Genomic DNA, 26,727 nt, shown 5'->3' with positions numbered 1-26,727 from the left:
CGGAGCATTCCGGAAGACCGCTCACGCCGCATCGTCATCGGGAATGCGCAGGCGATAGCCGATACCCACGTCGTTGCTGATGACCTGCGGCCGCTGCGGATCGGTTTCGAGCTTCTGTCGCAGTGTCCTGACCAGAACCCGCAGATACTCGACGTGGCGCTCCGCATCGCGGGGCCAGACGTTGACCATGATCTGCGCGTGCGTGATGACCCGGCCGGGGTACTTGGCCAGCTGCGCGAGGACGGCATATTCCTTGGGGGTGAGATGCACTTCCCTGCCCGCCTTCATGACCTTGCGGTCGAGGAGGTTGATCGAAAGGTCGCCGACCGTGACGGCGGGAACGCCCCCGCCCCGCGTCATCCGGTTGCGCAAGGCGACGCGGACCCGGGCGAGCAGTTCGTCGGTGTCGAACGGCTTGGTCAGGTAGTCGTCCGCGCCCAGGTCCAACGCCGCGACCTTCTCGTCCGTCGCATCGCGCGCCGACACGACGATGAGGGTGGTATCGCCATCGCGCTTGATGAGCGGCACGAGTTCGAGGCCGTCGCGATCGGGAAGCCCAAGGTCCAGCAGCACGATCTCGGGCCGTTCGGACTGCAGGCGGTCCATCGCCTCGCGCGCGTTCTCCGCCTCCACCGTCGCATAATCGGCGCGGACCAGCGCAGCCTGGATGAGCCGGCGGATATGGGGCTCGTCATCGACGATGAGCACCTTGTGGCGGATGGTCATAACATGTCCTTGCTGTCGATAGCCGCGATTATCAGGGTTTCGGGAATTCGGATGGTGAAACATGCACCGCCGCGTCCATCGCCGGGCGGCGCGTTGTTCGAAGCCTCCACGCTCAGCCCCATCGCCTCGGCGAAGCCCTTGACGATGGCGAGGCCGAGCCCGGTGCCGTGGCGTACCCGGTCGGAGCCCTCGAGCCGGGTGAAAGTCTCGAACACGCGCTTCTCCTGCCCCACCGGGATGCCCGGCCCCTGATCGATCACCGACAGCAGCAGCGCATCGCTAGTGCGCCTGCAGCGCACAATAATCGGCGTCCCCGGATCGGCATAGCGCCCGGCATTGTCGAGCAGGTTGATGAGGCAATGGTGCAGCAGCACGGGATCCAGCCGCACCAGCGGAATATCGGGAACGATGTCCACCTCGACCGTGTGATCGAGCAGGGACTTGCGCGTATCGTGCACCGCGCCCGCCACCGCATCCAGCAGGTCGGTCGCCTCCACCTTCATCGGCAGCGCGCCCGCCTCCACCCGCGCCATGTCGAGCAGGTTGGCGACGAAGCGGTTGAGCCGCTGCGCTTCGGCATCGATCGTCTCCACCAGTTGCGGCGACGGATGCTTCTTCAGTTCCTGCGCGGCGGAGAGAATCGTCGTCAGCGGCGTGCGCAGATCGTGGCTGACCGACGAGAGTAGCGCCGCGCGCAGGCGGTCGCGCTCGCCCACGGCCTGTGCCTTGAGGTTCTCCTCCTCCAGCGCCATGCGGTCGAAGGCGATCGAGGCCTGGTCGAGCAAGCTCATCAGCAGCGGCAACTGGTCGGAACGGACCGGATCGCCGGCATCCTCGCGCGCGATGCCCAGCACGCCGAGCACGCCCCGGCCCGAGACCGCCGAGGCACGCAAGGGATGGAACAGCCAGTCCGAGGCGGTCAGCGTCGCAGAGCCCCGTCCCGCCGGCTGCTCGTTGTCGATCGCCCACTGGGCTGCGGCGATCTCGATCTGGTCCAGTCGGTCCTCGGGCGGGTAGGCGGCGGACAAGTCCGGTCCGTTCGGCGAAGGCAGCAACAGCACCGCGCGCACGTCGAGCAGGCGGGCGACTTCGGCGCAGATCGCCTGCATCAGTTCCTCGCGCGTCGCCGCGGCGGTCAGTTGGCGCGAGAAGCTGGCCAGCGCCGCATTTTGCCGCGCGCTCGACCCGGCAAGGTCGGCCTGCGCCCGCACCCGCGCGGCGAACTGGCTCGTCACCACCGCCACGCCCAGCAGGACGAGGATCGAAATGACGTTTTCCGGATTGCTGACGGTCAGCGTCCCGGTGGGCGGCAGGAAGAAGAAGTTGTAGGCCAGACTGGCCGCCAACCCCGCGAACAGGCCCGCGCGCAAGCCGAAGGTAGCCGCCGCGAACATCACCGGGACAAGATAGAGCAGCGCGATATTACCGAGGTCGATCGCCTCGACCAGCAGCCGGCCGAGCAGTGTCAGCGCCGCCACCATCAGCGCCGACCAGAGGTAATGCGCCGGCGGTCCCCAGCGCCCGCCGCGCGGCGGGCGCGCTCGCGGCGGCGGCGCTTCACCGCCTTCCGAGGGCAGCACATGGATCGCCACGTCGCCGATGTCGCGAACCAGCCGGTCCACCACCGAGCCGTGCCGCGCCTCGAACCACCAGGACCGGGCGGACTTGCCGATGACGATCTGCGTCGCCCGCGCCTCGCGCGCGAAGCCGCGCATGCCATCGACGACGCCCGCGGCCGGGATGCTCGCGGTGGACGCGCCCAGCCGCGACGCCAGCGCCAGCGTATCCGCCAGCTGGCGGCGTTCGGCGTCGGTGAAGTGCTGGTCGCGCTGCGTCTCGATATGCACCGCGGTCCAAGGGGCCCTGAGCGCATCGGCCATGCGCTTGCCCGCGCGCACGAGGCCCGAGGCATGGGCATGTTCGCTGACGGCAACGAGGATGCGCTCTCCCACCGCGAAGCTGCCTGCCAGCGCGTTGGCGCGCAAATGCTCCAGCATCTGTGCATCGACCGCCTGCGCCGCGCGGCGCAGCGCCAATTCGCGCAGGGCCGTCAGGTTTGTCTTGGAGAAGAAATGCCCGAGCGCGCGCGTCGCCTCGTGGGGCACGTAGACCTTGCCGTCCTTCAGCCGCTCGATCAGTTCGTCGGGAGGGATGTCGACGACCTCCACTTCCGCCTGTTCGAGGATCGAATCGGGCACCGTCTCGCGCACCCGGACGCGGGTGAACGAGGCGACAACGTCGTTGAGGCTCTCGACATGCTGGATGTTGAGGGTCGAATAGACGTCGATCCCGGCATCGAGCAGTTCCTCGACATCCTGATAACGCTTGGGATGGCGGCTTCCGGGCGCGTTGGTGTGCGCCAGTTCGTCCACCAGCGCCAGACCCGGCGCGCGGGCCAGGATGGCGTCGATGTCCATCTCGCCCAGGCTGTGGCCGACGTGATCGACCTCGCGCCGGGGGATGATCTCGTGCCCGTGGACGAGCGCCTCGGTCTCCCGGCGGCCATGCGTCTCCACCACGCCGACCACCACGTCGATGCCGCCGTCGCGGCGCTGGCGCCCTTCGGTCAGCATCTCCCAGGTCTTGCCGACGCCGGGCGCGGCGCCGAGGAAGATCTTCAGGCGGCCGCGACCCTCCTGCGCGGCGACACGCAGAAGGGCTTCGGGAGAAGGACGATCGGATTCGGTCACTGCGAGGGCTTAGCCCCTAGAGCGTCGAGACGTCGATTGAGTTCGAACACGTTGACGCGCTTCTCGCCGATGAAGCCGAGCAGCGGCGTCTCGATGCTGGCGGCGACGAGGCGGCGCAGCGCGTCGGGCTCCAGCCCGCGCACCCGGGCCACGCGGTCCACCTGATACAAGGCCGCCTCGGGGCTGATATGGGGATCGAGCCCCGAGGCGGAGGTGGTCACCAGGTCGGACGGAACGGGACGGCCTGGTGCCGCAGCCTGCATGCGCTGCATGTCGGTCTTCACCCGGTCGGCCAGCGCCTGCGAGGTGGGACCGAGGTTGGAGCCGGAGGAGGCGAGCCCGTCGTAGCCCTTGCCGGCGGCCGAGGGGCGGGTGTCGAAGTAGCGCTCGGACGTGAACGCCTGGCCCACCACCGTCGAGCCGACGACCCGGCCGTCCCGGGTGACGAGGCTGCCGTTCGCCTGATGCGGGAAGACCGCCTGCCCGATCCCGGTCATCGCCAGCGGATAGGCGATGCCGAGCAGCATGGCGAAGAGCGCCGTCATGACGAGCGCGGGGCGGAAGGATGTAAGGATGTCCGTGTTCATTGTCTGTCTCCTGTGAGCCTGCGCCCCGCCTCGAGGGCTTCGACAGGCTCAGCCTGAGCGGAATCGGGGGAAATTTCTTGTTTCCGGGACTTCGCACCGACGCCGCTCAGGCGCGCCTGTCGAAGCCCCGGAACTCGGCTCACGCCAGTCCCAGCCCGCCGACCGCGAGATCGATGAGCTTGATGCCGACGAACGGCGCGATCAGGCCGCCGAGGCCGTAGACCGCAAGGTTGCGTGCCAGCAGCGGCCCGGCCCCCATCGGCCTGTACGTGACGCCCTTCAGCGCCAGCGGCACCAGCAGCGGGATAATCAGCGCGTTGAACACGATCGCCGAGAGGATCGCGCTCTGCGGGCTCGACAGCCCCATCACGTTAAGCACGCCCAGCCCGGGATAGAGCGCCACGAACATCGCCGGAATGATCGCGAAATACTTCGCCACGTCGTTCGCCACCGAGAACGTGGTGAGAGCGCCGCGCGTCATCAGCAGCTGCTTGCCGAGGCCGACGATCTCGATCAGCTTGGTCGGGTCGCTGTCGAGATCGACCATGTTGCCCGCCTCGCGCGCGGCCTGGGTGCCGGTGTTCATGGCGACGCCGACGTCCGCCTGCGCCAGCGCGGGAGCGTCATTGGTGCCGTCGCCGCACATCGCGACAAGGCGGCCGTCTTCCTGTTCCTTGCGGATCAGCGCCAGCTTGTCCTCGGGCGTGGCTTCGGCGAGGAAGTCGTCCACGCCCGATTCCGCCGCGATCGAGGCTGCGGTGAGCGGGTTGTCGCCGGTGATCATCACCGTGCGGATGCCCATGGCGCGCAGTTCGCCGAAGCGTTCGCGGATGCCCGCCTTGACGATGTCCTTGAGGAAGATCGCGCCCAGCAGCCGACCGTCCACCGCGACCGCCAGCGGCGTGCCGCCCGCGCGGCCGATTTCGTCGGTCACGCGGCGCAGTTCGGTGGCGGCGGTAGTAGCCCCGGCGCCGGGGTTGGCCTTCAGGATCGCCTGCACCGCGCCCTTCTGGATCACCCGGCCGCCGGTATTGACGCCGGAAATGCGGGTCTGCGCGGTGAAGGGGACGATCTCGGCCCCCTCGGGCAGCGCGATGGCGGTCCGGCCGAACGTCTCGCGCGCCAGCACCACGATCGAGCGGCCTTCGGGCGTCTCGTCGGCAAGGCTGGCGATCAGCGCGGCTTCGGCCAGTTCGCCGACGTCCACGCCCGATACCGGGCGGAATTCGGTGGCCTGACGGTCGCCCACGGTGATCGTGCCGGTCTTGTCGAGCAGCAGCACGTCGATGTCGCCCGCCGCCTCCACCGCGCGGCCCGACTTCGCCAGCACGTTGAAGCGCACCAGCCGGTCCATCCCGGCGATGCCAATGGCCGATAGCAGCGCCGCAATCGTCGTCGGGATCAGGGTGATGAGCAGCGCTGCCAGGATCGAGACCGGAACCGAGCCGCCCGCATAGCTGGCAAAGCCCGGAATGGTGGCGACGGCGATCAGGAAGATGATCGTCAGGCCCACCAGCAGCAGGGTCAGCGCGATCTCGTTGGGGGTCTTCTGGCGTTCGGCGCCTTCGACCAGCGCGATCATGCGGTCGAGGAAACCCTGCCCCGGATTGACGGTGACGCGCACGCGGATCTCGTCGGAGATGACGCGGGTGCCCGCCGTCACCGCGGAGCGGTCGCCGCCCGCCTCGCGGATCACGGGGGCGCTCTCGCCGGTGATTGCGGCCTCGTTGACCGAAGCGACGCCGACGACGACTTCGCCGTCCGAAGGGATCAGGTCGCCGGTCTGGACGAGGACGATATCGTCCTTCTTGAGCTGGCTGGCGGGCACGCTGTCGTAGCGGGTTCCGTCACCTTTGAGGCGCTTGGCGGTGAGTTCCGCCTTGGTGGCGCGCAAGCTGGCCGCCTGCGCCTTGCCGCGCCCTTCGGCGAGCGCCTCTGCGAAGGTGCCGAACAGTACCGTCAGCCACAACCACAGCACGAGCTGGATCTTGAAGCCCGCAGCAAGGCCGTCATTGCCGACGATCAGCAGGATGGTGAGGAGCACCGCGACGACGGCGGTAGTGAACATCACCGGGTTGCGGATCAGCTCGCGCGGATCGAGCTTGCGGAAGGCATCCCCGATCGCCGGAACGATCAGGTCTGCGGTGAACAGGGATTTGGTTTCGGAAGTCTTTGAGGACCGGGCCATGGGGTGATCCTTAGAAAAGCTGGCCGCGGATCATCGCGAGATGATCGGCGATGGGACCGAGCGCGAGGCTGGGCAGGAACGTCAGGCCGCCAACGATCAGCACGATGCCGACCAGCAGGCCCGTCCACAGCGGCCCGGTGGTGGGAAAGCTGCCCGCAGTCGCCGGGGTGTACGTCTTGGCGGCAAGGCTGCCTGCAACGGCCAGCATCGGGATGATGATGAAGAACCGCCCCAGCCACATGGCGACGCCCAGCATGCCGTTGTAGAACGGCGTGTTGGCCGAAAGCCCTGCGAAAGCGGAGCCATTGTTGGCGACAGCACTGGTGAAGGCGTAGAGGATTTCCGAGAAGCCGTGCGGCCCCTTGTTGAGCGGCCCCGCGAGACCGAGCTGCACCACCGAGGCGATGGCGGACATGCCCAGGATGATGAGCGGCAGCACCGCGATCGCCAGCACCGCCAGCTTCACTTCGCGGCTCTCGATCTTCTTCCCGACGTATTCGGGCGTGCGACCCACCATCAGCCCCGCCACGAACACGGCAAGGATGGCGAACAGCAGGAACCCGTAGATGCCTGCGCCGACGCCGCCGATGACGACTTCCCCGAGCTGCATGTTGAACAGCGGGATCATGCCGCCCAGCGCTGTGAAGCTGTCATGCATCGCGTTGACCGCGCCGCACGAGGCGGCCGTGGTGACGACCGAGAACAGCGAAGACGCGGCGATGCCGAAGCGAACTTCCTTGCCCTCCATGTTGCCGCCCGGAACCTGCAGCGCATGCAGCACGGGGTTGCCGGCAGCTTCCTGCCAGTACGTGATCGTGGTCCCTGCAAGGAACAGGATCATCATGGCCGCAAGGATCGCCCAGCCCTGCCGCGTGTTGCCCACGGCCTTGCCGAACGTGTAGGTCAGGCCGACGCCGATCGCGAAGATCGACAGCATCTGCACGAGGTTGGTCAGCGCCGTCGGGTTCTCGAAGGGGTGCGCGGAGTTGGCGTTGAAGAAGCCGCCGCCGTTGGTGCCCAGCATCTTGATCGCCTCCTGGGAGGCGACCGGGCCCAGCGCGAGGGTCTGCTTCACGCCCTCGATGGTGCTCACGTCCACGGAACCCGCAAGGGTCTGGGGAACGCCGCTGGCGATCAGGAACAGCGCGTAGACGATCGAGACCGGCAGCAGCAGGTACAGCGTCACGCGCGTCATGTCGGCCCAGAAGTTGCCGATACCAGTGGCGCTGCGCCGCGCAAAACCACGGAACAGGGCGAAGGCCAGCGCGATGCCGGTCGCCGCCGAAAGGAAGTTGTGGATCGTCAACGCCAGCATCTGCGACAGGTTCGACATCGTCGATTCGCCGCCGTAGCTCTGCCAGTTAGTATTGGCGGTGAAGCTGACCGCGGTGTTGAACGCCAGATGCTCACTGATCGCGCCGTAGCCCAGCGGATTCAGCGGCAGCAGCGCCTGCGCCCGCAGCAGGACGTAGGTGAGCAGCAGCAGCGTGCCGTTGAACACCAGCATATGCACCGCATAGCGCCGCCACGACTGGTCCTCGTCCGGATCGATGCCCGACAGCTTGTAGAACCCGCGCTCGACCGGGCCGAGCGCCCGGTGAAGCGGCGTGCGACGCCCTTCGTAGAGCGCGAAGAGCCACAGCCCCATCGGCTTGGCGAGCGCCAGCAGCACGCCGGTGAAGGCCGCGATCAGCAGCCACCCTTGCAAGGTCATGGTGCCGCTCCCCTAGAAGCGTTCGGGCCGTGCGAGCACGGCGACGAGATAGACGAGAAGGCCCAGCGCGGTGATCGCCGCCAGCCAGAGGTCGATGGTCATGGTCGCCGCCCCCTCACGCCCGGTCGCACAGCGCGGCATAGCCGAGGCTGGCGATCATCAGGACGAGGAAGAGGCCCACCCAGAGGATGTCCTGCATGGATTGTGCTCCTGCAACCTCACACCGCGAAGCTGCGGCAGTGAGTCGAATGCAGTCGATCCATTAGGATGATACGCCGTTGAAATTCGAGATGAGGGATCGGGCGAACGCATAGTATTTTCATATGATCGATGCGAATTGCGGCAGTCACCCCGCCCGGCCGGCATGGAACTGCCGGTCCCACGGAAATCTTGCGGACTCCATCCTCTCCCGGTGGAGGGCGCGATCAACGGCACGCAGATCACCAAGCTCGACGTCTACCATGACCGCACGGACCGGCGCAGACATGACGGTTCACCGCCGATCCGCGCGGATACGGATTCATGCCCCGATCTTCTCTTCGCATGCCCTCGATGAAGGCGCCGCGCTACCGTTCGCGGCCACCTGCCGCACCCGGGCCTTCGGGCGGCGCCTTCATGCAAGGCTCCCTCAGGGTTTGCGCAAAGTCACCTCGTCCAGCGGCTTGCCGGTCGCGGTATAGGCCCGATAAGTCAGGTGATCGCCCGAGACGTCGATCACCTGGTAGGCCTGCGTGCGCGAGGCCGACTTGCGCGCCCACGGCAGGCTGGCGACTTCGTACATCTTCGGACCCGCCACCGAGACCGCGTAAGTCGCCCCGGCATCGTCGGCACTCGGGCCGTCCGGGCCGATCGCGCCGCGTGCATAGCCGTGGTCGTGCCCCTGCAGCACCAGATCGACCTTGTACTTGTCGATCAGCGGCTTGAGCGCCGCGCGCACCTTGGGGTTGTCGCGGCCGGGATCGCTGGAGAACAGCGGGAAGTGCAGGAACAGAACCGTCCAGCGGTTCGGGTTGCGGGCGAGCAGGGCGCCGAGCCACTTCACGATCGCCGCCCTCGCCTTCTCGTCGCGATCGACCTGCATGGAATCGATCGAGATCAGGCGCAGGCACTGGTAGTCGGTGTACCAGCTGGTCTCGCGGCTGGCGGGAAGATCGGCCGGGCCATCGTCGGGCAAGGTGAACTGGCGGCGCCACTGCCCGTTGATCGAGGAACCGGCCCGCGCGGCTTCGTCCTTCACGTATTCGTGGTTGCCCGGCGTCGGCATCTGCGGGGTCTGCGCATAGAGGAAGCCGCCGGCCGCGAACCATTCGCCCCATTCGGCGTCGCTGTCGTGCCGGTTGACAAGGTCGCCCGCGTGGATCGTGAACGCCGCGTCGCCCGCCTGCCGGAACGCCATGCGCAAGGTGCGCGAGGCTTCGGAAAGGATCTGGTTCTGCATGTCGCCCATGTAGATGAAGCGGAAGGGCTTCATGCCCTTCGCGGCGGTGCGGAACTGGAACCATTCGGACCAGTGCGCCCCGTCGCCGACGCGGTAGGCATAGACGGTGTCCGGCTGCAGCCCCTTGAGCACCGCCGAGTGATAGGCGGCGCGAAAGGCCGGATCCTCGCGCACCGGCAGAGTGGCGTCGTCGGTGACGGCGGCAAGCGTCCGGGGCGATTGCACGTAGTCCGGGCTGTCGGTCGCCGCCGCATACTGCACCTGCCCGGCCGAGCCGGGGGCCGAGCGCCAGGTCACCGCCATCTCGCTCGCCGGGTCGGCCGTAAGGTTCAGCACGATGCGCTCCGGGGTCACGCTGGCCGGGGCCAGCATGACTTCGGTGGATGCGGCGGGGGCGTCAGCCGCCCCCGCCGCGCTGAAGGGAAGCACGCCGCCAAGCAGCAGCGCGCCCACAAGGATTCGGGTCGCAGTCATCCTTCTTCCCTTCAGAATATGAGATTGAAGCCGAGCGACATGCTGCGCCCGTTCTTGATATAGGCGCGGCTGGCGCCGGTGCCGGAGGAAACCGTCTCCCAATACGTATGGGAATCGAAGAGGTTCTGGACCTGGAACTGGATCGAGGACTTCTTCATGAACGTCTTGCGGAAGGTCAGGTCGACGAAGCTGTAGGCCTGCTCGTACGGGTCGTTGCCGAAGTCCTGGATGCCGCCCATGAACTTGCTCTGGTAGTTCCACGCACCGTAGATTTCCCAGCCCTTGCGCTCCCAGAAGATCTGCAGGTTGGCGATCGTCTCGGGCGTTTCCATCAGCGGCAGGGTATAGCCCTCCGGGTGCCAGGACAGCCCGGTGACCGCCTTGGAGCGCTGCAGCGTCAGGTTGCCGCCGATGCCCAGCGAACCCAGGATGCCCGGCAGCCAGTGCAGCTGCTGCTGCGCGCTGAACTCGATGCCGTAGACTTCGGCCCACTTGCCGTTGTTGGGCATCGCAATCGCAACGCCCGCCGGATCGACGTTCTCGCCCAGCGTTCCATCGCGGATGTTCGAGGACGAGGAGCGGAACAGGAAGTTGGTGATGTGCTTGTAGTAGATCGCCACCGAGTAGGCGCCGGTGTTGCCCGCATAGTGCTCCAGCGACATGTCGAGGTTGGTCGAACGCATCGGCTTGAGGTTCGGGTTGCCCTGCTCGATGCCTACCAGCACCCAGTCGGCGGTCGGGTTCTGCTCGCCGTCGCCATCGGGGTCGGTGTCGTAGCTGTATTCGCGCGCGGAACTCATGCGGGCGATGTCGGGGCGCGCGAAGCTGGTCCACACCGCGCCGCGCAGCTTGGTCCTGCGGTCGAAGTCGTAGTTGATGTGGATCGAGGGCAGGACGTTGGTGAAGCTGGTCCTGTCGGTGGTGAACCGCTCGCCCTGCACTTCGTCCATCAGCCAGGCTTCGATCTTGTTGCGGGTGGTTTCCACGCGCACGCCGCCGATGATCGTGGCCTTGCCGATGCGCGCCGTGGCCATCGCATAGCCGGAGACCACGCGCTCGTTGAAGCGGAAGCTGTCCTCGTTCGACAGTTCGGCGTCGTTCGGATCGACCGCGTAGCCCTCGAACATCGTGCTCTCGCCGTTCTCGGCGCGCTGCAGTTCGGCGAGCATCGCCTCGTTGTCGAGCGTCTGGCCAAGGCGATAGTCGCCGCTGTAGACGCCCCCGAACAGGCTCTTGATGTCCTTGCCGTAGAACGCCGAGAAGTCCGCCATGGTGCCGTCGGTCTCGAGGTTCAGGAACGAGCCCGAGTAGGTACGGCGGCGGGAATCGTAGAACTTGCCGCCCGCCTTGATCGATTCCAGCCAGCCGCTGTCGGGCTTCCACTGCACGTTCATCTGCGCCTGCCACAGCTTCTCACGGCTGCCGCCGACTTCGCCTTCGAGGCTGCTGAAGGCATATTCGGACGGATCCTGCACGGCGGCCAGGCCCGCGTCGTTCAGCAGCCACTTGGGAAAGCGCGAATCCCCGGTGGAGGAGAACAGCACGCCGGTATTGCCCAGCCAGCCGTACTTGTCGCTGCGGAACTCCAGCGTGTAGCCGTCGTCGAGATTGTCCTGTGCCTGCGAGTACGAGACGTCGTAATCGACCGTCAGCTGCCCCAGCCGCGATACGCCGCCGAAGTTCGCGGAGGCCAGGTTGCCGCTCTCGTTGGTCGCCTCCCAGAAGCGGCGCAGGCGGAAGCCCTGCGGATCCCAGGTGCCCGAGCCGCCGTTGAGGCTGTAGAACGAACGGGTCGAGCGGTCGGCATCGGTGATGATCCCGTCACCGTCGCGATCGACGATCTGGTCGGCCGTGTAGCCGTAGATCCGGCCGAGTTCGTCGTCGTAGCCGGTCACCACGTCGTCGGGCTGGGCCAGGCTGGTATCGCCGGTATCCACTTGCGACAGCCGCGCCGAATTCTGCGCGGTGTCGTTGCGGAAGTTCAGCCGGTTGGTGAACTGCTTCTTCTGGTACTTGTTGTACTGCCCGCGCAGGTGGATGTCGTGGTTGTCCGAGCGATAGTCGATGCTGGTATTGCCGCCCGAGCGCTTCACGTCGGTCTCGCCGAAGGCCAGGTCCATGCCGCGCATGACGAAGCGGTTGGGATCCCAGCCCAGCGTCTCGCTATTGTCGTACCAGGTGTCGGGCTGGTTGTCGCCGTCGACGCCGTTCTGCTCGTACTGCGACTTGCGGCGGCTCCAGCTGGCCGAGACGAAGACGCCGAAGTTGTCGCTGAACTGGCGCGAGAACGCGCCCGAGACCTGCCCGGACTTCTTGTGATCGTACTTGTCGAGCATGCCGCCCTCGGCCGAGAGGCGGAAGTAGGTCGGCGCCTGGTCGAACGCGGTCGGCGTGGAGATGTCCACCGAGCCGCCCAGCGCATCACCGTCGCGGTCGGGCGTCAGCGTCTTGAACACGGTGATCTGCTTGATCCCATCGGGCGGCAGGACCGAGAGGCGCACGCCGCGATAGAAATTGTTGTCGCGCGAGCCCGCACCGCCCACGCGCACCCCGTTGATCGAGTAGTTGTTCAGTTCGGTGGACATGCCGCGAACGGTGATCCGGTCACCCTCGCCGGTCGCGGAATCGCGCACCGCGTTGACGCCGGGCAGGCGGGCGAGCGCCTCGGAGACGTTGTTGGCGGGCAGCTTGCCCATGTCGTCCGCCGTGATCGTGTCGGAGACGGTATCGGCATTGCGCTTGGTCTCCAGCGAGCGCTGGACGGCCTCGACGTAGCCGGTGACGACGATTTCCCCGTTGGCGGGTTCGTCGGCCGCCATCTTCGCTTCTGCCGGCTTGGCGGCAGCCATGCCCGGCCCGCGCTTCGCCAGTGCGGAAGGCTGGCTACGGGGTGCGAGCGGCTTGACGATGACCGTGCCGCCGCGACGCTGCATCTCGACGCTGGCGCCGCCGATCAGCCGCGCCAGGGCGCTGTCGGCGGACATGGTGCCGGAAACCGCCCGGCTGCGACGTCCGCGCAGTGCCTCGGGCGATGCAGCCACGGGCGTGCCGGTCACGCGTGAGAATTCCTGCAGCGCGTGGGCCAGATCCTGTGCCGGAATGGCGAAAGTGTAGCGCTGCTCGGCAGCCCCGGCGACAGGCGCGGCAAGCGCGCTCGCGGCAGCAATGGCCAACGCCGAGGCGGCGGGCCGGTTCAGAAGAAACATCGAAGAAAACCCCCAGTCGAACAAACTGTTCAGGCGGCAGACGCGCCACGGGGGCAAAACCCGACAATTATTTTTTCTTACATTTTCAAGTCTTTAAAGTGAAACTTCGATGACTCTCGGAGATCGTTCGAGAAATCGCGGAAGAGCGATTTCAAACGCTACGCCGGCCCGCTCCCTCAGAGACCGTTTGAGAATGCGCCTTTCGGCGCATTGCGGCACCGGCCCGCTCCCCCACCCGGCCACCCATAGAATACTGCCGTTGGGTGGCCGGGTGGGGGAGCGGGCCGGTGCCGCCTTGGAAATCGCTCTTCCGCGATTTCTCAAACGCTCCCTCAGCGCTCCAGCACGTAGCGGTCCGCCGTACGGCGCCAGTGCAGATCGTGGATCGCTGCCACGGCATCGAGCACGCCTTGGGCATCCCCGGTCTGGAACCGCCCCGTCACCAGCAGTTCGCCGAGCGCCGGGTCGGCCAGCACGACCTTGCGCGGCGAAGCCCGATTGAGCCGCTGGACGAGCTGCGCGACGGGCGTGTCGTTCGCTTCGAACCAGCCCTGGGTCCAGCCGGGACGATCGCCCTCCACGCCCCGCAGGCTGCGCACCCGTTCCCCGGACAGTTCAAGGCCGCTGCCCGCCGGCAGGCGCCATTGCCGGCCCGCTCCGGCATCGACGCTGACGAGCCCGCGATAGACCTGGATCACGCGCGTGCGGGCATCCATCCGGTCGATGTCGAACGCGGTGCCCAGCACCGACACGCTCGCCCCGCCGGCATCGACGGTGAAGCCGCGCAGGCGCTCGTGCGCGACGTCGAAGAACGCCTCGCCGCGCTTCAGCGCGACATGGCGCGACCATGGGGTGATGCGCGCGGCGATCCGGGTTTCGCCGTCCATGCGGATCGTCGACCCGTCGCCCAGCGTCACTGTCCGGATCTGGCCGTGCCCGGTCGCGAACTCGGCCTCCTCGACCAGCAGCCGCGGGCCGAGCACGCAGGCGAACAGCAAGAGGCACAGCGCCGCCCCGGCCTGCAGGACGCGCGGCCGCCATGTCCGGGGCGCGGCGGGCTCATCGCCGTCCCCGTCGAAATCGTCGTTCGAGGGGCGCGGCGCGCCGCCCGGTTCGGCCAGTGCCAAGCCGAGGCCTTCCGACTGCCACATCGCCGCCATCCGTGCATAGCTTTCGACGTGGCGCGGGTTTTCCAGTATCCACCGGTCGAAGGCGGCGGCGGCATCGCTGTCGAGCACGGGCCGGCTCATCCGACCGAGCCATTGCGCGGCCTGCCAGTCTATCGAGTGCGGTTCGTGGCCCATCAATCCTCTCCCGCCAGATCGATGCCCGCCTGATCGAGCGCGCGGCGCAAGTCGGTCATGCCCCGGGTGATATGCTTCTCGACCGCCTTGGTGCTCATATCGAGCGCCTCGCCGATGGCACGGCAGCTTTCCTGCTCCACCCGGCGCCGGACCAGCACCTCGCGCCGCAGCGCGGGCATGCGCCGCAGGCAGCGGTCGAACACTTCCATCGCCCGCCGGGAATCGAGGATGCGGTTCAGCGAGGGCTCCTCGCTGCGCACGTCGTCCTCCATCTCGGCGGCGAGACGACCGTTGCGCCGGCTCATGTCGACAAGGGCGTTGTCGGCGATGCGGAACGCCAGTGCGAAGACGCTGCCGATCTGCTGGCTGCGTGAAAGTTCCAGCAAGCGCGCAAGCGTTTCCTGCGCGACGTCCTCGGCCACGTCGTGCCGGGCGCCGCGACCGCGCAGATAGCGCTTCAGCGCCGTCCGGATCGCATCCCAGTCATGGCGTTGCGGCCCGCCATCGTGAAGCAGGCCATGATTCGACGCGAGCAAGAACAACTCCCACGTTGGGTGAGAGCGGTGCCGATAGGTCCGATCGATGACAGTTCGAAGTCGGCGGGAACCGTCAGCGTCCGTCTGGAAAATGCCCACCGGTGAATTTTCGTGGCGGCACCGACCCGCTTCCCCGGCCGGTGCCGCGATGCGCCGAAAGGCGCATTCTCAGACGATCGCTCAGAAATTCACCCCCAGCGCAACCGATGCGGCGTGATCGTTGCTGTCGTCGGCACCGGGGCGGAAGCCATGCTGATGCATGTAGCCGACTTCGAGGTTCACGTTCTTCGCCAGGGGCGTGGTGATCGCGATCAGGTTGCGCATCCGCTCCTCGCCCTGGACCCGCTGGAAGTTGGTCTTGTTGAGATCGATGAAGCTTTCGTGGCTGAGCACCAGCGCCGTCTTGCCGCCCGGCCGGAAGGGCAGGACGTACTTGACGTAAGGGCGCAGGCGGTAGGCGGTGCCGTCCACCCCTTCACGCCAGCGCTCCTCGAACCGCAGCCGGGCGCTGAGCTGGCCCGGCCCGATCTTCACGATGTTGTCCATCGTCACCTGCTGCCGACCGCGGTGCTCCATCACCGAGAAGTGGCCGGCATCGTAGTTGGGATCGTGGGTATAGCCGACCCAGACCGTCACCTTGTCCGCGACCTTGTAGCCGATCATGGAATTCATCTCGACTTCGTAGAGGCCGTCGCGATCGTCGCTGAACCGGGAGATCACTTCCTGCGAGAAGCGCCACTTGTCGCTCAGCTTCACCGTCGCGGTGCCTCCCACCCAGAGCTGCTGGTCGTCGGAAGCACAGGCAGGAGACGCGGCAGCGACCGCGACGACAAGAAGCGGGAGACTCGTGAAAAGCGACCGCATCGGCATCCATCCTCAAGGAATTATGCCGGGCCGAATATGACCTTTGCATGACACTTTCATGTCACTGGTACAACAAGCACTCCAGACGACGCACAGCCGGTTCCCCGGAGACATCCTCGCCTGACGCTCGGGCCGGGCTATCCTTCGACCAGATGGGACAATTTTCGCCGCGCGCGGTAGATGCGCGTCTCCACGGCCTTGCGGCCGATACCCAGGATCGCCGCGGCCTCGTCCTGCGGCAATCCCTCCACCGCGCACAGCAGCAGCGGCTCCTTGAGCGCATCGGGCAGCGCGGCGATCGCCGCGTTGATGCGCGCCACCTCCTGCCGCGATGCCAGCAACGCCTCGGGACCGGGCGCTTCGTCGGCGACCCCGGCCGCCTCCTCCATCGGCAGGGCGAAGGCCAGCAGCCGCCGCACCGCCCGCCGCCGCGCCCAGTCGCGGCACTTGTTGAGCGCGATGCGCAGCAGCCATGCCCGGAACGAGCGGGCCGAATCGTAGCGACCCAGCGCCAGGAACGCGGCGACGAAGCTGTCCTGCGTCACGTCCAGCGCGTCGGCCTCGTTGCCCAGGTGCCCACGCACCATGCGGAACACCGCCTCGCGGTGCGCATGCATCAGGGCATCGAAGCCGGCTTGCGCCCCCGCCAGCGCGGCCGCGACGGCGCGCGCGTCCTCGCCCGCCCGCCCGTCCGGACTGCCGCCCGGCCCTCCGGCCAGCCCGCTTGCGGCCACCCGGGTCAGTCCTGCGCGGGAGAGGTCAGCGCTTCGGCGACCGCCTTGTCGAAGCGGGCGGTCTGGTCGGCGCGCAACACGCCGCGCATCGCGAAGACGTGCTGCAGCGTCGCCTTCTGAAGTTCTCCCATGGCCATGTGCGAGTGATCGACCGCCTTCTCGACGGCGGGGCCATAGGCATGCTCGCGCGCGATGGCCGCCGCCAGATCGGCGTTGGCGGCGCGCAGTTCGGCTTCCAGCCGCGTGCGCCGCTGCGCGAAGGCGTTCTCCAGCGCATCGACCCTGGCCTCCTGCGCGGCATCGAGATCGAGTTCGCGGTGCATGATGGCATGGATGCGCGTCTCCTCGGGCGGGCCGCCGCGTACCCGCTGGCCGATCCACAGCGCCCCCAGCGCGACGAGGAACGCCACCAGCGCGACCAGCGCATAGCGATGCATACCGGAAATCCTCACGAGCCGAGCAGGTGCGAAGGGGCGGCGTCGGGCAGTGCCAGCAGCGTCCGGTCATGATCGTGGGCCTGCGCCGGCGACGGGCCGGCAAGCCCGCCCCACAGGCCGACCCCGGCGGCGACGATGCAGGCGAGCAGCAGGGTCCGGCGCCCCGCCAGCCGCTCGCGCCCGGCGGCCAGCCCGGCCATCACCTCGCCGTCCAGCCCGTCCAGCGCCGCCGGCACGGGTCCGTCGCGCAATCGCGCGAACATGCGGTCCAGATCGTCGTCCATGCCTTCGCTCCTTTCCGCGCGGTCTTGCGGCCTGCTTCTGATACGCAGCCCGACGCCGCATCCCTCGCCGAGGGACGATTCCGGTTACCGCGCCCTGCCGGCGGCCGATACGGATATCTTCATGGAGCGGGATTTTCGGCTTGCGCGCCGGAGGTCGGCAGCAAAGGATAGCCCTCGCCGTCCCAGGCACCGCCGAGCGCCTGGACAAGCGCGACCGCCGCCGTCTGGCGATCGACCGAGGCCTGCAGCAGCGAGCGCCGCGCCGAGAGCGCGGTGGCCTGGGTGGTGACGACGTCGGTGAACACGACCAGCCCTTCCTGGTACTGGTTGAGCATCGCCGCCTCGCTGCGGTCGGCGGCGGTGGACGCGGTGCGCAGCAGCGTCTCCTGCCGCGCCAGGATCTGCGCGGCAGTCAACTGGTCCTCGACATCCTGGAACGCCACCAGCGCGGTGTTGCGGTAGGAGGCGACCGCCGCGTCGTAGGCGGCCCGCGCCTGCCGGACCCGTGCGGTGCGCGCGCCGGCATCGAAGATCGTCTCGGCCAGCGAGGCGCCCAGCGACCACAGGCTTGAGGAGGAGCGCAGCAGGTCGCCCAGCGTGCTCGACTGCGCGCCGCCGTCCGCCGAGAGCGAGAGCGTCGGGAAGAACGCCGCCTTCTCGACGCCGATGGTGGCATTGGCAGAGGCCACCGCACGTTCGGCAGAGGCGATGTCCGGGCGGCGCTGAAGGATCTGCGATGGCACCCCCACCGGCACTTGCGGGACATAGGCGGACCACTGCGCGGCAGGCAGCGTGAAGCTGCTGGCGGGCGCGCCGACCAGCACGGCGATGGCGTTCTCGTACGTGCGCCGGTCGCGGCGCAGCCCTTCCAGTTCGGACTTCGTGCTCGCCAGCTGCGATTCCGCCTGGAACACGTCGGTGCGCGCGATGATGCCGGCGTCGTAGCGGTTCTGCGCGATCCTGAGCGCCCGCTCGTAGCCGCTGACGGTCTGCTCGACCAAGGCGATCCCGGCATCCGCGCCGCGCAAGTTGAGGTAGTTGGTCGCCAGCTCGCCGATCACCGAGAGCTGCGCGGAGGCAAGATCGGCGCGGCGTGCCTCGGCGGTGGCGGCGTTGCTGCTGATGGTCTGGCGGATGCGGCCGAACAGGTCCGGTTCCCAGCTCGCGCCGATCGAGAGCTGATAGGACGTGCTGCCGCTGCTGCTCACCACCGAGCCCGAGCCGGTGGTCACGCCCGAACTCTGCCCGCGCCCGCCGCCCGATCGCTGGGTGGTGCCGCTAAGGTCGACGGTGGGGAACAGGCTGGCGCGCTGCTCGCGGGTGACGTAGCGCGCCTGCCGCCAGGTCGCCTCGGCCTCGGCGATGGTCTGGTTGGCGGTGAGCGCGCGCTCGGCCAGCCGGTTCAGCGTCTCATCGCGGAACAGCTGCCACCACTTGCCGCGATCGATGTGGTCGGCGGGAGTGGCCTGCTGCCAGCCCGGCTCGGTCTTGTAGCCCTGCGGCGTCTCCACCGCAGGGCGCACGTAGGCCGGGCCGACGGTGCAACCGGCCAGGACCAGCGGCAGGGCCAGGGACATGCGCTGCAGGCCGATGAAGCGAACACGGATCACGAAAGAACTCCCGCAGGTTCGCCGGCCGGCCGCGACGCGTCGGGGCGTCGGCGGCGGGTCAGCCGGTCGAGATAGATGTAGACGACCGGCGTGGTCAGCAGCGTGAGCAACTGGCTGACGAGCAGGCCGCCGATGATGGTGATGCCCAGCGGCTGGCGCAGCTCCGAACCCTCGCCGATGCCCAGCGCCAGCGGCACCACGCCGAGCGCGGCGGCCAGCGTGGTCATCAGGATCGGGCGGAAGCGCAGCAGGCAGGCCTCGCGCACCGCCTCCTCCGCGGACAGGCCGCGTTCGCGCTGGGCGTGGATGGCGAAGTCGATCACGAGGATGGCGTTCTTCTTGACGATGCCCAGCAGCAGGAACACCCCGATCAGCGCGATGATCGAGAACTCCATGCCGAACACCAGCAGCGCCAGCACCGCGCCGACCCCCGCCGCCGGCAGTGTCGACAGCACGGTGATCGGATGGACGAGGCTTTCGTAGAGGATGCCGAGCACGAGGTAGATCACCACCAGCGCCGCCGCGATCAGGTAGGGCTGCTGGCCCAGCATCTCGGAATAGCTCTGCGCCGTACCCGCGAAGCTGCCGCGCACGTTCGCGGGCATGGAGAGCGAATCCTCGGCGGCGGCGATCGCCGTCCTGGCATCGCTGAGCGAATAGCCGGGCGCGAGGTTGAACGAGATCGTCGTCGCCAGCTCGCCGTTCTGGTGGTTCACCTCGGCGGGCGTGGCATGCTGCGAGAAGCTGGCGATCGTCGCCAGCGGCACCATCTGCGAGGCCGAAGTGCTGAGCGCCGAACCGGTCGAGGGATTGCGCAGTCCCGGATTGGTGACGCTCTGGTTCGCGGTCTCGGCGTCCGCCGTATTCGCCGAAGGATCGCTGGCGGAGCTGCTCGCCCCGGTATTGAGCGTCGAGGAATTGGCGCTCGTCGTCTCGCTGGTGGCGCTGTTCGCGGACGATCCCGCCGGGACGTAGACGTCGTTCAGCACGGCCGGATCGCCCGAATAGCGCGGATCCCATTCCAGGATCACGCCGTACTGGTTGATGTCCTCGTAGATCGTCGCGACCTGGCGCTGGCCGAAGGCGTTGTAGAGCGCGTTGTCGATATCGCGCGGACTGATCCCGAGCCGGCTGGCGGCGTCGCGGTCGATCTTCACGTAAGTCTCGCTGCCGTTCTCGGACAAGTCGCTGTCGAGGTCGGTCAGTTCGGGGCGCTTCTTGAGCGCTTCGGCCAGCTTGTTCGACCAGGTCTTGAGCGCGGCGGAATCGTCGGAGATCAGCGTGTACTGGTAGCTGGAATTGGACGAACGGCCGCCGACCCGCAAGTCCTGCATGGGGTTCAGGAACACCGAGATGCCGGTGATCGGGTCCAGCTTCTTCTTGAGCCGGGCGATGACCTGCTGGCCGCTTTCCCGGCGCTCTGACTTGGGCTTGAGCGTCACTGCGAGGAACGCCCCGCCCGCGCGCGAGCCGCCGGTGAAGCCGATCGCGGTGGCGACCGCCGGATCCTTGTGGATGACGCCTATGACCTCGCGCAGCTTGCCCTGCATCGTCTCGAACGAGACGCTCTGGTCGGCGCGCACGCCGGCCATCAGCGAAGGGCTGTCCTGCTGCGGAAAGTAGCCCTTCGGCACGGCGACATAGAGATAGACGGTCAGCGCGATCACCACCGCCAGCACCAGCATGACCAGCGGCTTCATCGCCAGCGCCCAGTCGAGCGCGGAGGCATAGGCGCGGTGGATGCGGTCGAACCCGCGCTCGAAGGCGCGGCCGAGGCGGCCCTGTTCCTTGTGGAAGTTGCGGTCGGACAGCAGCCAGGCGCACATCATCGGCGTGGTGGTCAGCGAGAGCACGAGGCTGATGAGCACCGCCACGGAAAGGGTGATCGCGAATTCCTGGAACAGGCGGCCCACCTGCCCGCCCATGAACAGCAGCGGGATGAACACCGCGACCAGCGAGACGCTGATCGAAAGTACCGTGAAGCCCACTTCCCTCGCGCCCAGCAACGCGGCGTCCATGCGGCCCATGCCCTGCTCCAGGTGGCGCGCGGTGTTCTCCAGCACGACGATGGCATCGTCCACCACGAAGCCCGTGGCGACGATGATCGCCATCAGCGACAGGTTGTTGAGCGAGTAGCCCAGCAGCCACATCACCGCGAACGTACCCAGCAGCGAGACGATCGTGGCGGCGGCCGGAATGAAGGTGGCGCGCGCATCGCGCAGGAACGCGGCGACCACCAGCACCACCAGCACGATCGAGAGCACCAGCGTGATCTCGATCTCCTCCAGCGAGGAGCGGATGGAATTGGTGCGGTCGTTGGCGATCGCGATCCTGATGTCGGAGGGCAGCTGCGCCTGCAGCGCGGGCAGTTCCGCCTTGATCCCGTCCACCAGCTTGATGAGGTTCGCCCCCGGCTGCTGGGTGATGAGCACGACGACCGACGGCTTGCCGTTGTAGAGACCCAGCGTGCGGGTGTCCTCGACGCTGTTAGAAACGCTGGCAACGTCGGACAGGCGCACCGGCGCGCCGTCGCGGAAACCGACGACGAGGCGGCCATAAGCCCCGGCATCGCGGCCGAGACGGTCCGTGTAGACCTGCCAGCGGCCCGGCCCCTTGCCCTCCATCGTGCCCTTGGGGCGATTGGCATTGCCCGCCTCGATCGCGGCGCGCACGTCCTCCAGCCCCAGGCCCATGGCGTTGAGCTGGTGCGGGTTCACCTCGATCCGCACGGCGGGCAGCGAGCTGCCGCCGATCTCGACTTCGCCCACGCCCTCGATCTGGGCGAGGCGCTGCGAGACGATGTTGGACACCGCCTCGTAGATCTGGCCCGGCGTCTTGGTGTCCGAACTGAGCGCCAGCATCATCACCGGCATGCTCGCCGGATTGACCTTTCGGTAGGTCGGGTTCGACTGGAGCGTCGCCGGCAGGTCGGCGCGGGCGGCGTTGATCGCGGCCTGCACCTCGCGCGCGGCGCCGTCGATGTCGCGGTCGAGCGCGAACTGGAGCGTGACGCGGGTGGAGCCGGTCGAGCTGTCCGAGGTCATCTCGGTCACGTCCGAGATCACGCCGAGGCGGCGCTCCAGCGGCGTCGCGATCGAGGAGGCCATCGTGTCCGGGCTGGCGCCCGAGAGGCTCGCCGAAACCGAGATGGTCGGATAGTCCACTTGCGGCAGCGGCGCGACCGGCAGCTTGAAGAACGCCAGCACGCCCACCAGCGCAAGACCGACGGTCAGCAGGACGGTCCCCGCCGGACGGCGGATGAAGGGCGCGGAAAGGTTCATTCGCCCGCCACCGGCTCCCGCGGATCGCCGTCACGGCGCCGGCGGCGTTCCTCGCGCCATTCCCGCACGCGGGTGCCGGCGCGATCGAAGTAGAGATAGACGACCGGCGTGGTGAAGATCGTCAGGAGCTGGCTCACCAGCAGGCCGCCGAAGATGGCGATGCCCAGCGGGCGGCGCAGCTCCGCGCCCGATCCGAAGCCGATCATCAGCGGCACCGCGGCGAACAGCGCCGCCAGCGTCGTCATCAGGATCGGGCGGAAGCGCAGCACCGCCGCGCGGCGGATCGCATCGCGCGGGGCCATGCCCTCCTCGCGCTCGGCGGCGATGGCGAAGTCGATCATCATGATCGCGTTCTTCTTGACGATGCCGATCAGCAGGATGATCCCGATGATGCCGATCACGTCGAGGTCGTGCCCGGTGACCCACAGGCAGAAGATCGCGCCGACGCTGGCGGCGGGCAGCGTCGAGATGATCGTCAGCGGGTGGATGAAGCTTTCATAGAGCACGCCCAGCACGATGTAGACGCAGACCAGCGCCGCCAGGATCAGCAGCAGCTGGTTGTTGAGCGAGGTCTCGTAGGCGCCCGCCGAACCGAGGTACGTCACCGAGATGCCGGAAGGCAGCTTCAGCCCCGCGATGACGCCCTGCGCGGCCTTGACGCCGCTGCCCAGCGACACGCCGGACGCGGTGTCGAAGCCGATCGTCGCCGCCGGGAACTGCGCGACGTGGGTGACCGTCAGCGGCGAAGTGCTCTCGCGGATGGTGGCGATGGCGCTGAGCGGGGTGGCGCCGCCGTCCTTCGTCTGCAGGTTGAGCAGGCCCAGCGAATCCGGCTTGTCGAGCAGGCCCGGCTTCGCCTCCAGGATCACCCGGTACTGGTTGGTCTCGGTGAAGATGGTCGAGACGATGCGCTGCCCGAACGCGGTGTAGAGCGCGTCGTCGATGTTGGAGGCGGTCACCCCCACCCGGCTTGCCGTATCGCGGTTGATGTCGACATAGGCGGCGGCGCCGGTGGCGTCGGCATCGGTGGTGACGTTGCGCAGCCTGGACGACTGCGCCAGCGCATCGGTGATCTGGCGCGCCGCCCGGGTGACGGTGGCGGTGTCCGGCCCTTCCACCGAGAGGCGGTACTGGGTGGGACCGCTTTCGGAATCGATGGTCAGATCCTGCACCGGCTGCACGAAGATGCGGATGCCCGCGATCTTCGCCACCCGGTCGCGCAGGCGGTCCATCACCGCGCTTTCGGACCCGGCATCGTCCTTGAGGTTGACCAGCATCTGCCCGCCGTTGAGCGCGGCATTGTTCGATCCGTCCACCCCGATGAACGAGCTGAGCGACTGCACCCCCGGATCGGCGAGGATCGCCTTGGCGGCCTGAAGCTGCAGCCCGGCCATGCGGTCGTAGGAGACGTTCGCCGCCGCCTCGGTCCGTACCTGGAGCTGGCCGGTCGCCTGCGTCGGGAACAGCCCCTTGGGGATGACGAGGTAGAGCAGCACCGTCACCGCGATCGTCGCCAAGGTGATCGCCAGCGTCAGCGGCTGCCGGTCCAGCACCACCGCCAGGCCGCGTTCGTAGTGATGCTCCACCCGCTCGAACAGCTTCTGCGCGCGGGTGCCGATGCGGGTCGGCCTTTCCTCGCCGCGGCTCTTGAGCCAGCGCGCGGAAAGCATCGGCGTCAGCGTCAGCGACACGACCGCCGAGATCAGGATGGTGATCGCCAGCGTCATCGCGAATTCGCGGAACAGGCGGCCGACGACGTCGCCCATGAACAGCAGCGGGATCAGCACCGCGATCAGCGAGATCGTCAGCGAGACGATGGTGAAGCCGATCTCGCTGGCGCCCTTAAGCGCCGCCTCGAAGGGCTTCATGCCGTCCTCGATGTGGCGCTGGATGTTCTCGATCATCACGATCGCGTCGTCGACCACGAAGCCGGTGGCGATCGTCAAGGCCATCAGGCTCAGGTTGTTGAGGCTGTAGCCCAGCAAGTACATCAGCGCGCAAGTGCCGATCAGCGAGACCGGCACCGCCAGCCCCGCGATCACCGTCGCGCGCAGCGAGTGCAGGAAGAAGAAGATCACCAGCACGACGAAGACCACCGCCAGCACCAGTTCCAGCTCGGTATGCTCGATCGAGGACTTGATGCTGGTGGTGCGGTCGGTCAGCACCTGCACGTCGAGCCCGGCGGGCAGGCCCTCCAGCAGTTCGGGCAGGCGTTCCTTGATCGAGGCGACCGTCTGGATGACGTTGGCGCCGGGCTGGCGCTGGACGTTGAGGATGATCGCCGGGGTCTCGTTCGCCAGCGCGCCGAGGCGGCTGTTCTCGGCCCCGTCCACCACCGTCGCCACGTCGCTGAGGCGCACCGGCGCGTCGTCGCCGTAGCTGACGATCAGGTTCCTGTACTCGGCGGCGGTCAGCAGCTGGTCGTTGGCGTTGATCTGGTAGGCGCGGGTCGGTCCGTCGAAGCTGCCCTTGGCGCTGTTGGCGTTGGCGTTGTCGATCGCGGTGCGCAGCGTCTCCAGGCTGATGCCGTAGGAGGCCAGCGCCTGCGTATCCGCCTGGATCCGCACCGCCGGCCGCTGCCCGCCCGACAGCGTGACGAGGCCAACCCCCGAAGTCTGCGCGATCTTCTGCGCGAGCCGCGTATTGACGAGGTTCTGCACCTCGGTCAGCGGCATCGTCTTCGAGGTGATCGCCAGCGTCAGCACCGGCGTGTCGGCCGGGTTGATCTTGGCATAAGTCGGCGGCGCCGGAAGGTCGGCGGGCAGCAGCGCGTCGGCGGCGTTGATCGCGGCCTGCACTTCCTGCTCGGCGACGTCGAGGCTTTCGCCAAGATCGAACTGCAGCGTCACCACCGAGGCGCCCGCCGAGCTTTTCGCCGACATGCGGGACAGGCCCGACATCTCGCCGAACTGGCGCTCCAGCGGCGCGGTGACGGTCTGGCTCATCACCTCGGGCGAGGCGCCGGGGTAGAGCGTGGTCACCTGGATGGTGGGATAATCGACCTCGGGCAGGGCCGAAAGCGGCAGCAGCTTGAAACCGACGAGGCCGGCCAGCACGATCGCCACCATGAACAGGCTGGTGGCGACCGGGCGCAGGATGAAGGGGCGCGACGGGCTCATCGGATGACGATCCTCAGCGGCGCTTGGCGTCGGAGGACTTGCCGGATGCCTTGGCAGCCGTGGCGGCGGTCTGCACCTTGCCGCCGGCGGTCAGGCGGTCGCCGCCCTCGGTCACCACCGTCTCGCCCAGCTTGAGGCCGCTGGTGATGACGACGCGGTCGTTGTAGCCGGGGCCGGTGACGACCTTGCGCTGTTCCACCGTGTTGTCGGACTTGAGCAGCCAGACGTAGCTGCCGCTGGTCCCTTCGCGCGCGGCGGTGCCGGGGACGGTGACGGCGCCGCGGATCATGTCCACGTCCAGCGTCAGGTTCACGAACTGACTGGGGTAGAGCGCATTGTCGGCATTGGCGAAGCGCGCCTTGGCGCTGACCGTGCCGGTGGTGGTCGAGACCACGTTGTTGAGCGTCAGGAAAGTGCCCTGCCCCAGCACGTTGGTGCGCGTCTGGTCCTTCGCGGTAGCGGACAGCGAGGCGCCCTGCGCGATCCGCTTCTCGATCGACGGGATACGGTCCTGCGGGACGGTGAACTGCACGTCGATCGGCGAGAGCGTGGTGATGGTGACGATGCCGCCGCTCTCCCCGGCCGAGACGTAGTTGCCCACGTCCACCGTGCGCAGGCCGACGCGGCCGTTGACCGGCGATATCACGCGGGTGAAGCCGAGGTTGACCTCGGCCGCCTGCACCGCGCCGCGATCGACGGTGACGGTGCCTTCGAGCTGGCGCACGGTTGCCGCCTGGGTGTCCACGTCCTGCCGCGCGATCGAGTCCTGGCCCAGCAGCACCTGGTAGCGCCGCAGCGTCAGCCGGGCGACCTGAAGCTGCGCCTGGTCGCGCTGGAGCGCGCCCTGCGCCTGCACCAGCTGCGCACGGTAGGCGCGCGGATCGATCACCGCGAGAACCTGCCCCTTGCGCACGATCTGGCCTTCGCGGAACAGGATCTCCTGGATCGCGCCGGCGACCTGGGGACGCACGGTGACGGTCGCCGCCGGGGTCACGGTGCCGAGCGCCTCGATCGTGACCGGCACGTCCATGGCGGTGGCCTGCGCGGTGCCCACGGTGCTGGCGGGACCGCCCCGGCCGCGGCCGCCGGGCCCTCCCGGACCACCCGCGCCGCCCGACTTGCCGCCGGTCGCGAGGCCGAAGATCAGCGCCAGCGCCAGGACGATCACGACGATCACCACGATCCAGCTGATCCGCCGCGCACGGGGTGACAAACTGCGATGCTCGGAAACGATATCGGGGTCGGCGTTGGTTTCGGGCATTCGGTCTTTCCGCAGCTTGGGCATCGTCCCTTAGGGGACTGCGCCGCACAATGCCTGTCCGTGCGCCTCGTTCCAGAACGAATTTGTATCGCAATGTCTCAAGACCCGGCGCAGGCTCCGTTTTCGGCACCGGGTCCGGCTCGCCTTTCGACCTAGCCACGACCTTGAGGCAGGGCTCCAGGCGCTCCATTTTTTGCAACGCAACGTTCGGATCATTGCGTTTGATAGAGCGGTAACGGAATAGGAAAAGAGGGCCAGGAATTCACAGCGGACG

18 protein-coding genes are annotated in these 26,727 nt (G+C 67.8%); all 18 read right to left on the bottom strand.

Annotated features, from left to right (window positions below; genetic code table 11):
• Nucleotides 1-21: 21 nt before the first annotated feature.
• The 18 genes from V2S85_RS05340 to V2S85_RS05255 all read right to left on the bottom strand — a co-directional run bounded on the left by V2S85_RS05340 (nt 22) and on the right by V2S85_RS05255 (nt 26,453).
• On the bottom strand, nt 22-726 hold the full coding sequence (locus V2S85_RS05340; protein WP_330701833.1) for a response regulator transcription factor: 705 nt from the start codon (nt 724-726) through the stop codon (nt 22-24).
• Nucleotides 723-3,416 carry a sensor histidine kinase KdpD gene (locus V2S85_RS05335; protein WP_330701832.1) on the bottom strand — a complete coding sequence of 898 codons (2,694 nt, stop codon included), beginning with the start codon at nt 3,414-3,416 and terminating at the stop codon, nt 723-725. The genes V2S85_RS05340 and V2S85_RS05335 overlap by 4 nt, the downstream gene beginning before the upstream one ends.
• Nucleotides 3,413-4,003, bottom strand: coding sequence for a potassium-transporting ATPase subunit KdpC (gene kdpC / locus V2S85_RS05330; protein WP_330701831.1), 591 nt, complete (start codon nt 4,001-4,003; stop codon nt 3,413-3,415). The genes V2S85_RS05335 and kdpC overlap by 4 nt, the downstream gene beginning before the upstream one ends.
• 139 nt (nt 4,004-4,142) lie before the next feature.
• Nucleotides 4,143-6,191, bottom strand: coding sequence for a potassium-transporting ATPase subunit KdpB (gene kdpB, locus V2S85_RS05325; protein WP_330701830.1), 2,049 nt, complete (start codon nt 6,189-6,191; stop codon nt 4,143-4,145).
• Between the two features lie 10 nt (nt 6,192-6,201).
• Nucleotides 6,202-7,905, bottom strand: a complete 1,704-nt coding sequence (kdpA, locus tag V2S85_RS05320; protein ID WP_330701829.1) for a potassium-transporting ATPase subunit KdpA — start codon at nt 7,903-7,905, stop codon at nt 6,202-6,204.
• A 12-nt stretch (nt 7,906-7,917) separates the two neighbouring features.
• Nucleotides 7,918-8,007, bottom strand: coding sequence for a K(+)-transporting ATPase subunit F (gene kdpF / locus V2S85_RS05315; RefSeq protein ID WP_232493295.1), 90 nt, complete (start codon nt 8,005-8,007; stop codon nt 7,918-7,920).
• Nucleotides 8,008-8,533: 526 nt separating this feature from the next.
• Entirely contained in the window at nt 8,534-9,817 is a 1,284-nt protein-coding gene (locus tag V2S85_RS05310; protein ID WP_330701828.1) for a metallophosphoesterase family protein, read from the bottom strand.
• An 11-nt stretch (nt 9,818-9,828) separates the two neighbouring features.
• On the bottom strand, nt 9,829-13,023 hold the full coding sequence (locus tag V2S85_RS05305) for a TonB-dependent receptor (protein ID WP_330701827.1): 3,195 nt from the start codon (nt 13,021-13,023) through the stop codon (nt 9,829-9,831).
• Between the two features lie 332 nt (nt 13,024-13,355).
• Nucleotides 13,356-14,327 (bottom strand): FecR family protein, encoded by a 972-nt coding sequence (locus V2S85_RS05300; RefSeq protein ID WP_330701826.1) that lies wholly within the window; start codon nt 14,325-14,327, stop codon nt 13,356-13,358.
• Complete coding sequence (locus V2S85_RS05295; RefSeq protein WP_330701825.1) at nt 14,327-14,863, bottom strand: RNA polymerase sigma factor; 537 nt, start codon at nt 14,861-14,863, stop codon at nt 14,327-14,329. Before V2S85_RS05295 ends, V2S85_RS05300 begins: the two co-directional genes overlap by 1 nt.
• A gap of 180 nt (nt 14,864-15,043) precedes the next feature.
• The gene (locus V2S85_RS05290) at nt 15,044-15,727 is read right to left on the bottom strand and encodes a DUF2490 domain-containing protein (protein WP_330701824.1); all 684 of its coding nucleotides are present in this window, start codon (nt 15,725-15,727) and stop codon (nt 15,044-15,046) included.
• A 137-nt stretch (nt 15,728-15,864) separates the two neighbouring features.
• Entirely contained in the window at nt 15,865-16,461 is a 597-nt protein-coding gene (locus tag V2S85_RS05285) for an RNA polymerase sigma factor (RefSeq protein ID WP_330701823.1), read from the bottom strand.
• Between the two features lie 5 nt (nt 16,462-16,466).
• Complete coding sequence (locus V2S85_RS05280) at nt 16,467-16,898, bottom strand: periplasmic heavy metal sensor (RefSeq protein WP_330701822.1); 432 nt, start codon at nt 16,896-16,898, stop codon at nt 16,467-16,469.
• An 11-nt stretch (nt 16,899-16,909) separates the two neighbouring features.
• The gene (locus tag V2S85_RS05275; protein ID WP_330701821.1) at nt 16,910-17,182 is read right to left on the bottom strand and encodes a hypothetical protein; all 273 of its coding nucleotides are present in this window, start codon (nt 17,180-17,182) and stop codon (nt 16,910-16,912) included.
• A 119-nt stretch (nt 17,183-17,301) separates the two neighbouring features.
• Nucleotides 17,302-18,792, bottom strand: a complete 1,491-nt coding sequence (locus V2S85_RS05270; RefSeq protein WP_330701820.1) for an efflux transporter outer membrane subunit — start codon at nt 18,790-18,792, stop codon at nt 17,302-17,304.
• On the bottom strand, nt 18,789-22,073 hold the full coding sequence (locus tag V2S85_RS05265) for an efflux RND transporter permease subunit (RefSeq protein ID WP_330701819.1): 3,285 nt from the start codon (nt 22,071-22,073) through the stop codon (nt 18,789-18,791). The genes V2S85_RS05270 and V2S85_RS05265 overlap by 4 nt, the downstream gene beginning before the upstream one ends.
• Entirely contained in the window at nt 22,070-25,192 is a 3,123-nt protein-coding gene (locus tag V2S85_RS05260) for an efflux RND transporter permease subunit (protein ID WP_330701818.1), read from the bottom strand. The genes V2S85_RS05265 and V2S85_RS05260 overlap by 4 nt, the downstream gene beginning before the upstream one ends.
• A gap of 13 nt (nt 25,193-25,205) precedes the next feature.
• The gene (locus tag V2S85_RS05255; protein ID WP_330701817.1) at nt 25,206-26,453 is read right to left on the bottom strand and encodes an efflux RND transporter periplasmic adaptor subunit; all 1,248 of its coding nucleotides are present in this window, start codon (nt 26,451-26,453) and stop codon (nt 25,206-25,208) included.
• Between the last annotated feature and the right edge of the window lie 274 nt (nt 26,454-26,727).

The organism is Novosphingobium resinovorum, assembly GCF_036352595.1.
GTDB classification, from domain to species: Bacteria; Pseudomonadota; Alphaproteobacteria; order Sphingomonadales; family Sphingomonadaceae; genus Novosphingobium; species Novosphingobium resinovorum_B.
Note: the sequence above shows the minus strand (reverse complement) of the source record. Positions and strands in the feature narration are given on the sequence as shown.

Excerpts from the sequence above, each read along its gene's own strand:
- V2S85_RS05340 (WP_330701833.1), bottom strand. The coding sequence starts at position 726 with ATGACCATCCGCCACAAGGTGCTCATCGTCGATGACGAGCCCCATATC.
- kdpA (WP_330701829.1), bottom strand. The coding sequence starts at position 7,905 with ATGACCTTGCAAGGGTGGCTGCTGATCGCGGCCTTCACCGGCGTGCTG.
- V2S85_RS05310 (WP_330701828.1), bottom strand. The coding sequence starts at position 9,817 with ATGACTGCGACCCGAATCCTTGTGGGCGCGCTGCTGCTTGGCGGCGTG.
- V2S85_RS05275 (WP_330701821.1), bottom strand. The coding sequence starts at position 17,182 with ATGGACGACGATCTGGACCGCATGTTCGCGCGATTGCGCGACGGACCC.
- V2S85_RS05260 (WP_330701818.1), bottom strand. The coding sequence starts at position 25,192 with ATGAGCCCGTCGCGCCCCTTCATCCTGCGCCCGGTCGCCACCAGCCTG.
- kdpC (WP_330701831.1), bottom strand. The coding sequence starts at position 4,003 with ATGAACACGGACATCCTTACATCCTTCCGCCCCGCGCTCGTCATGACG.
- V2S85_RS05305 (WP_330701827.1), bottom strand. The coding sequence starts at position 13,023 with ATGTTTCTTCTGAACCGGCCCGCCGCCTCGGCGTTGGCCATTGCTGCC.
- V2S85_RS05280 (WP_330701822.1), bottom strand. The coding sequence starts at position 16,898 with ATGCATCGCTATGCGCTGGTCGCGCTGGTGGCGTTCCTCGTCGCGCTG.
- V2S85_RS05255 (WP_330701817.1), bottom strand. The coding sequence starts at position 26,453 with ATGCCCGAAACCAACGCCGACCCCGATATCGTTTCCGAGCATCGCAGT.
- V2S85_RS05290 (WP_330701824.1), bottom strand. The coding sequence starts at position 15,727 with ATGCGGTCGCTTTTCACGAGTCTCCCGCTTCTTGTCGTCGCGGTCGCT.
- V2S85_RS05300 (WP_330701826.1), bottom strand. The coding sequence starts at position 14,327 with ATGGGCCACGAACCGCACTCGATAGACTGGCAGGCCGCGCAATGGCTC.
- kdpB (WP_330701830.1), bottom strand. The coding sequence starts at position 6,191 with ATGGCCCGGTCCTCAAAGACTTCCGAAACCAAATCCCTGTTCACCGCA.
- kdpF (WP_232493295.1), bottom strand. The coding sequence starts at position 8,007 with ATGACCATCGACCTCTGGCTGGCGGCGATCACCGCGCTGGGCCTTCTC.
- V2S85_RS05265 (WP_330701819.1), bottom strand. The coding sequence starts at position 22,073 with ATGAACCTTTCCGCGCCCTTCATCCGCCGTCCGGCGGGGACCGTCCTG.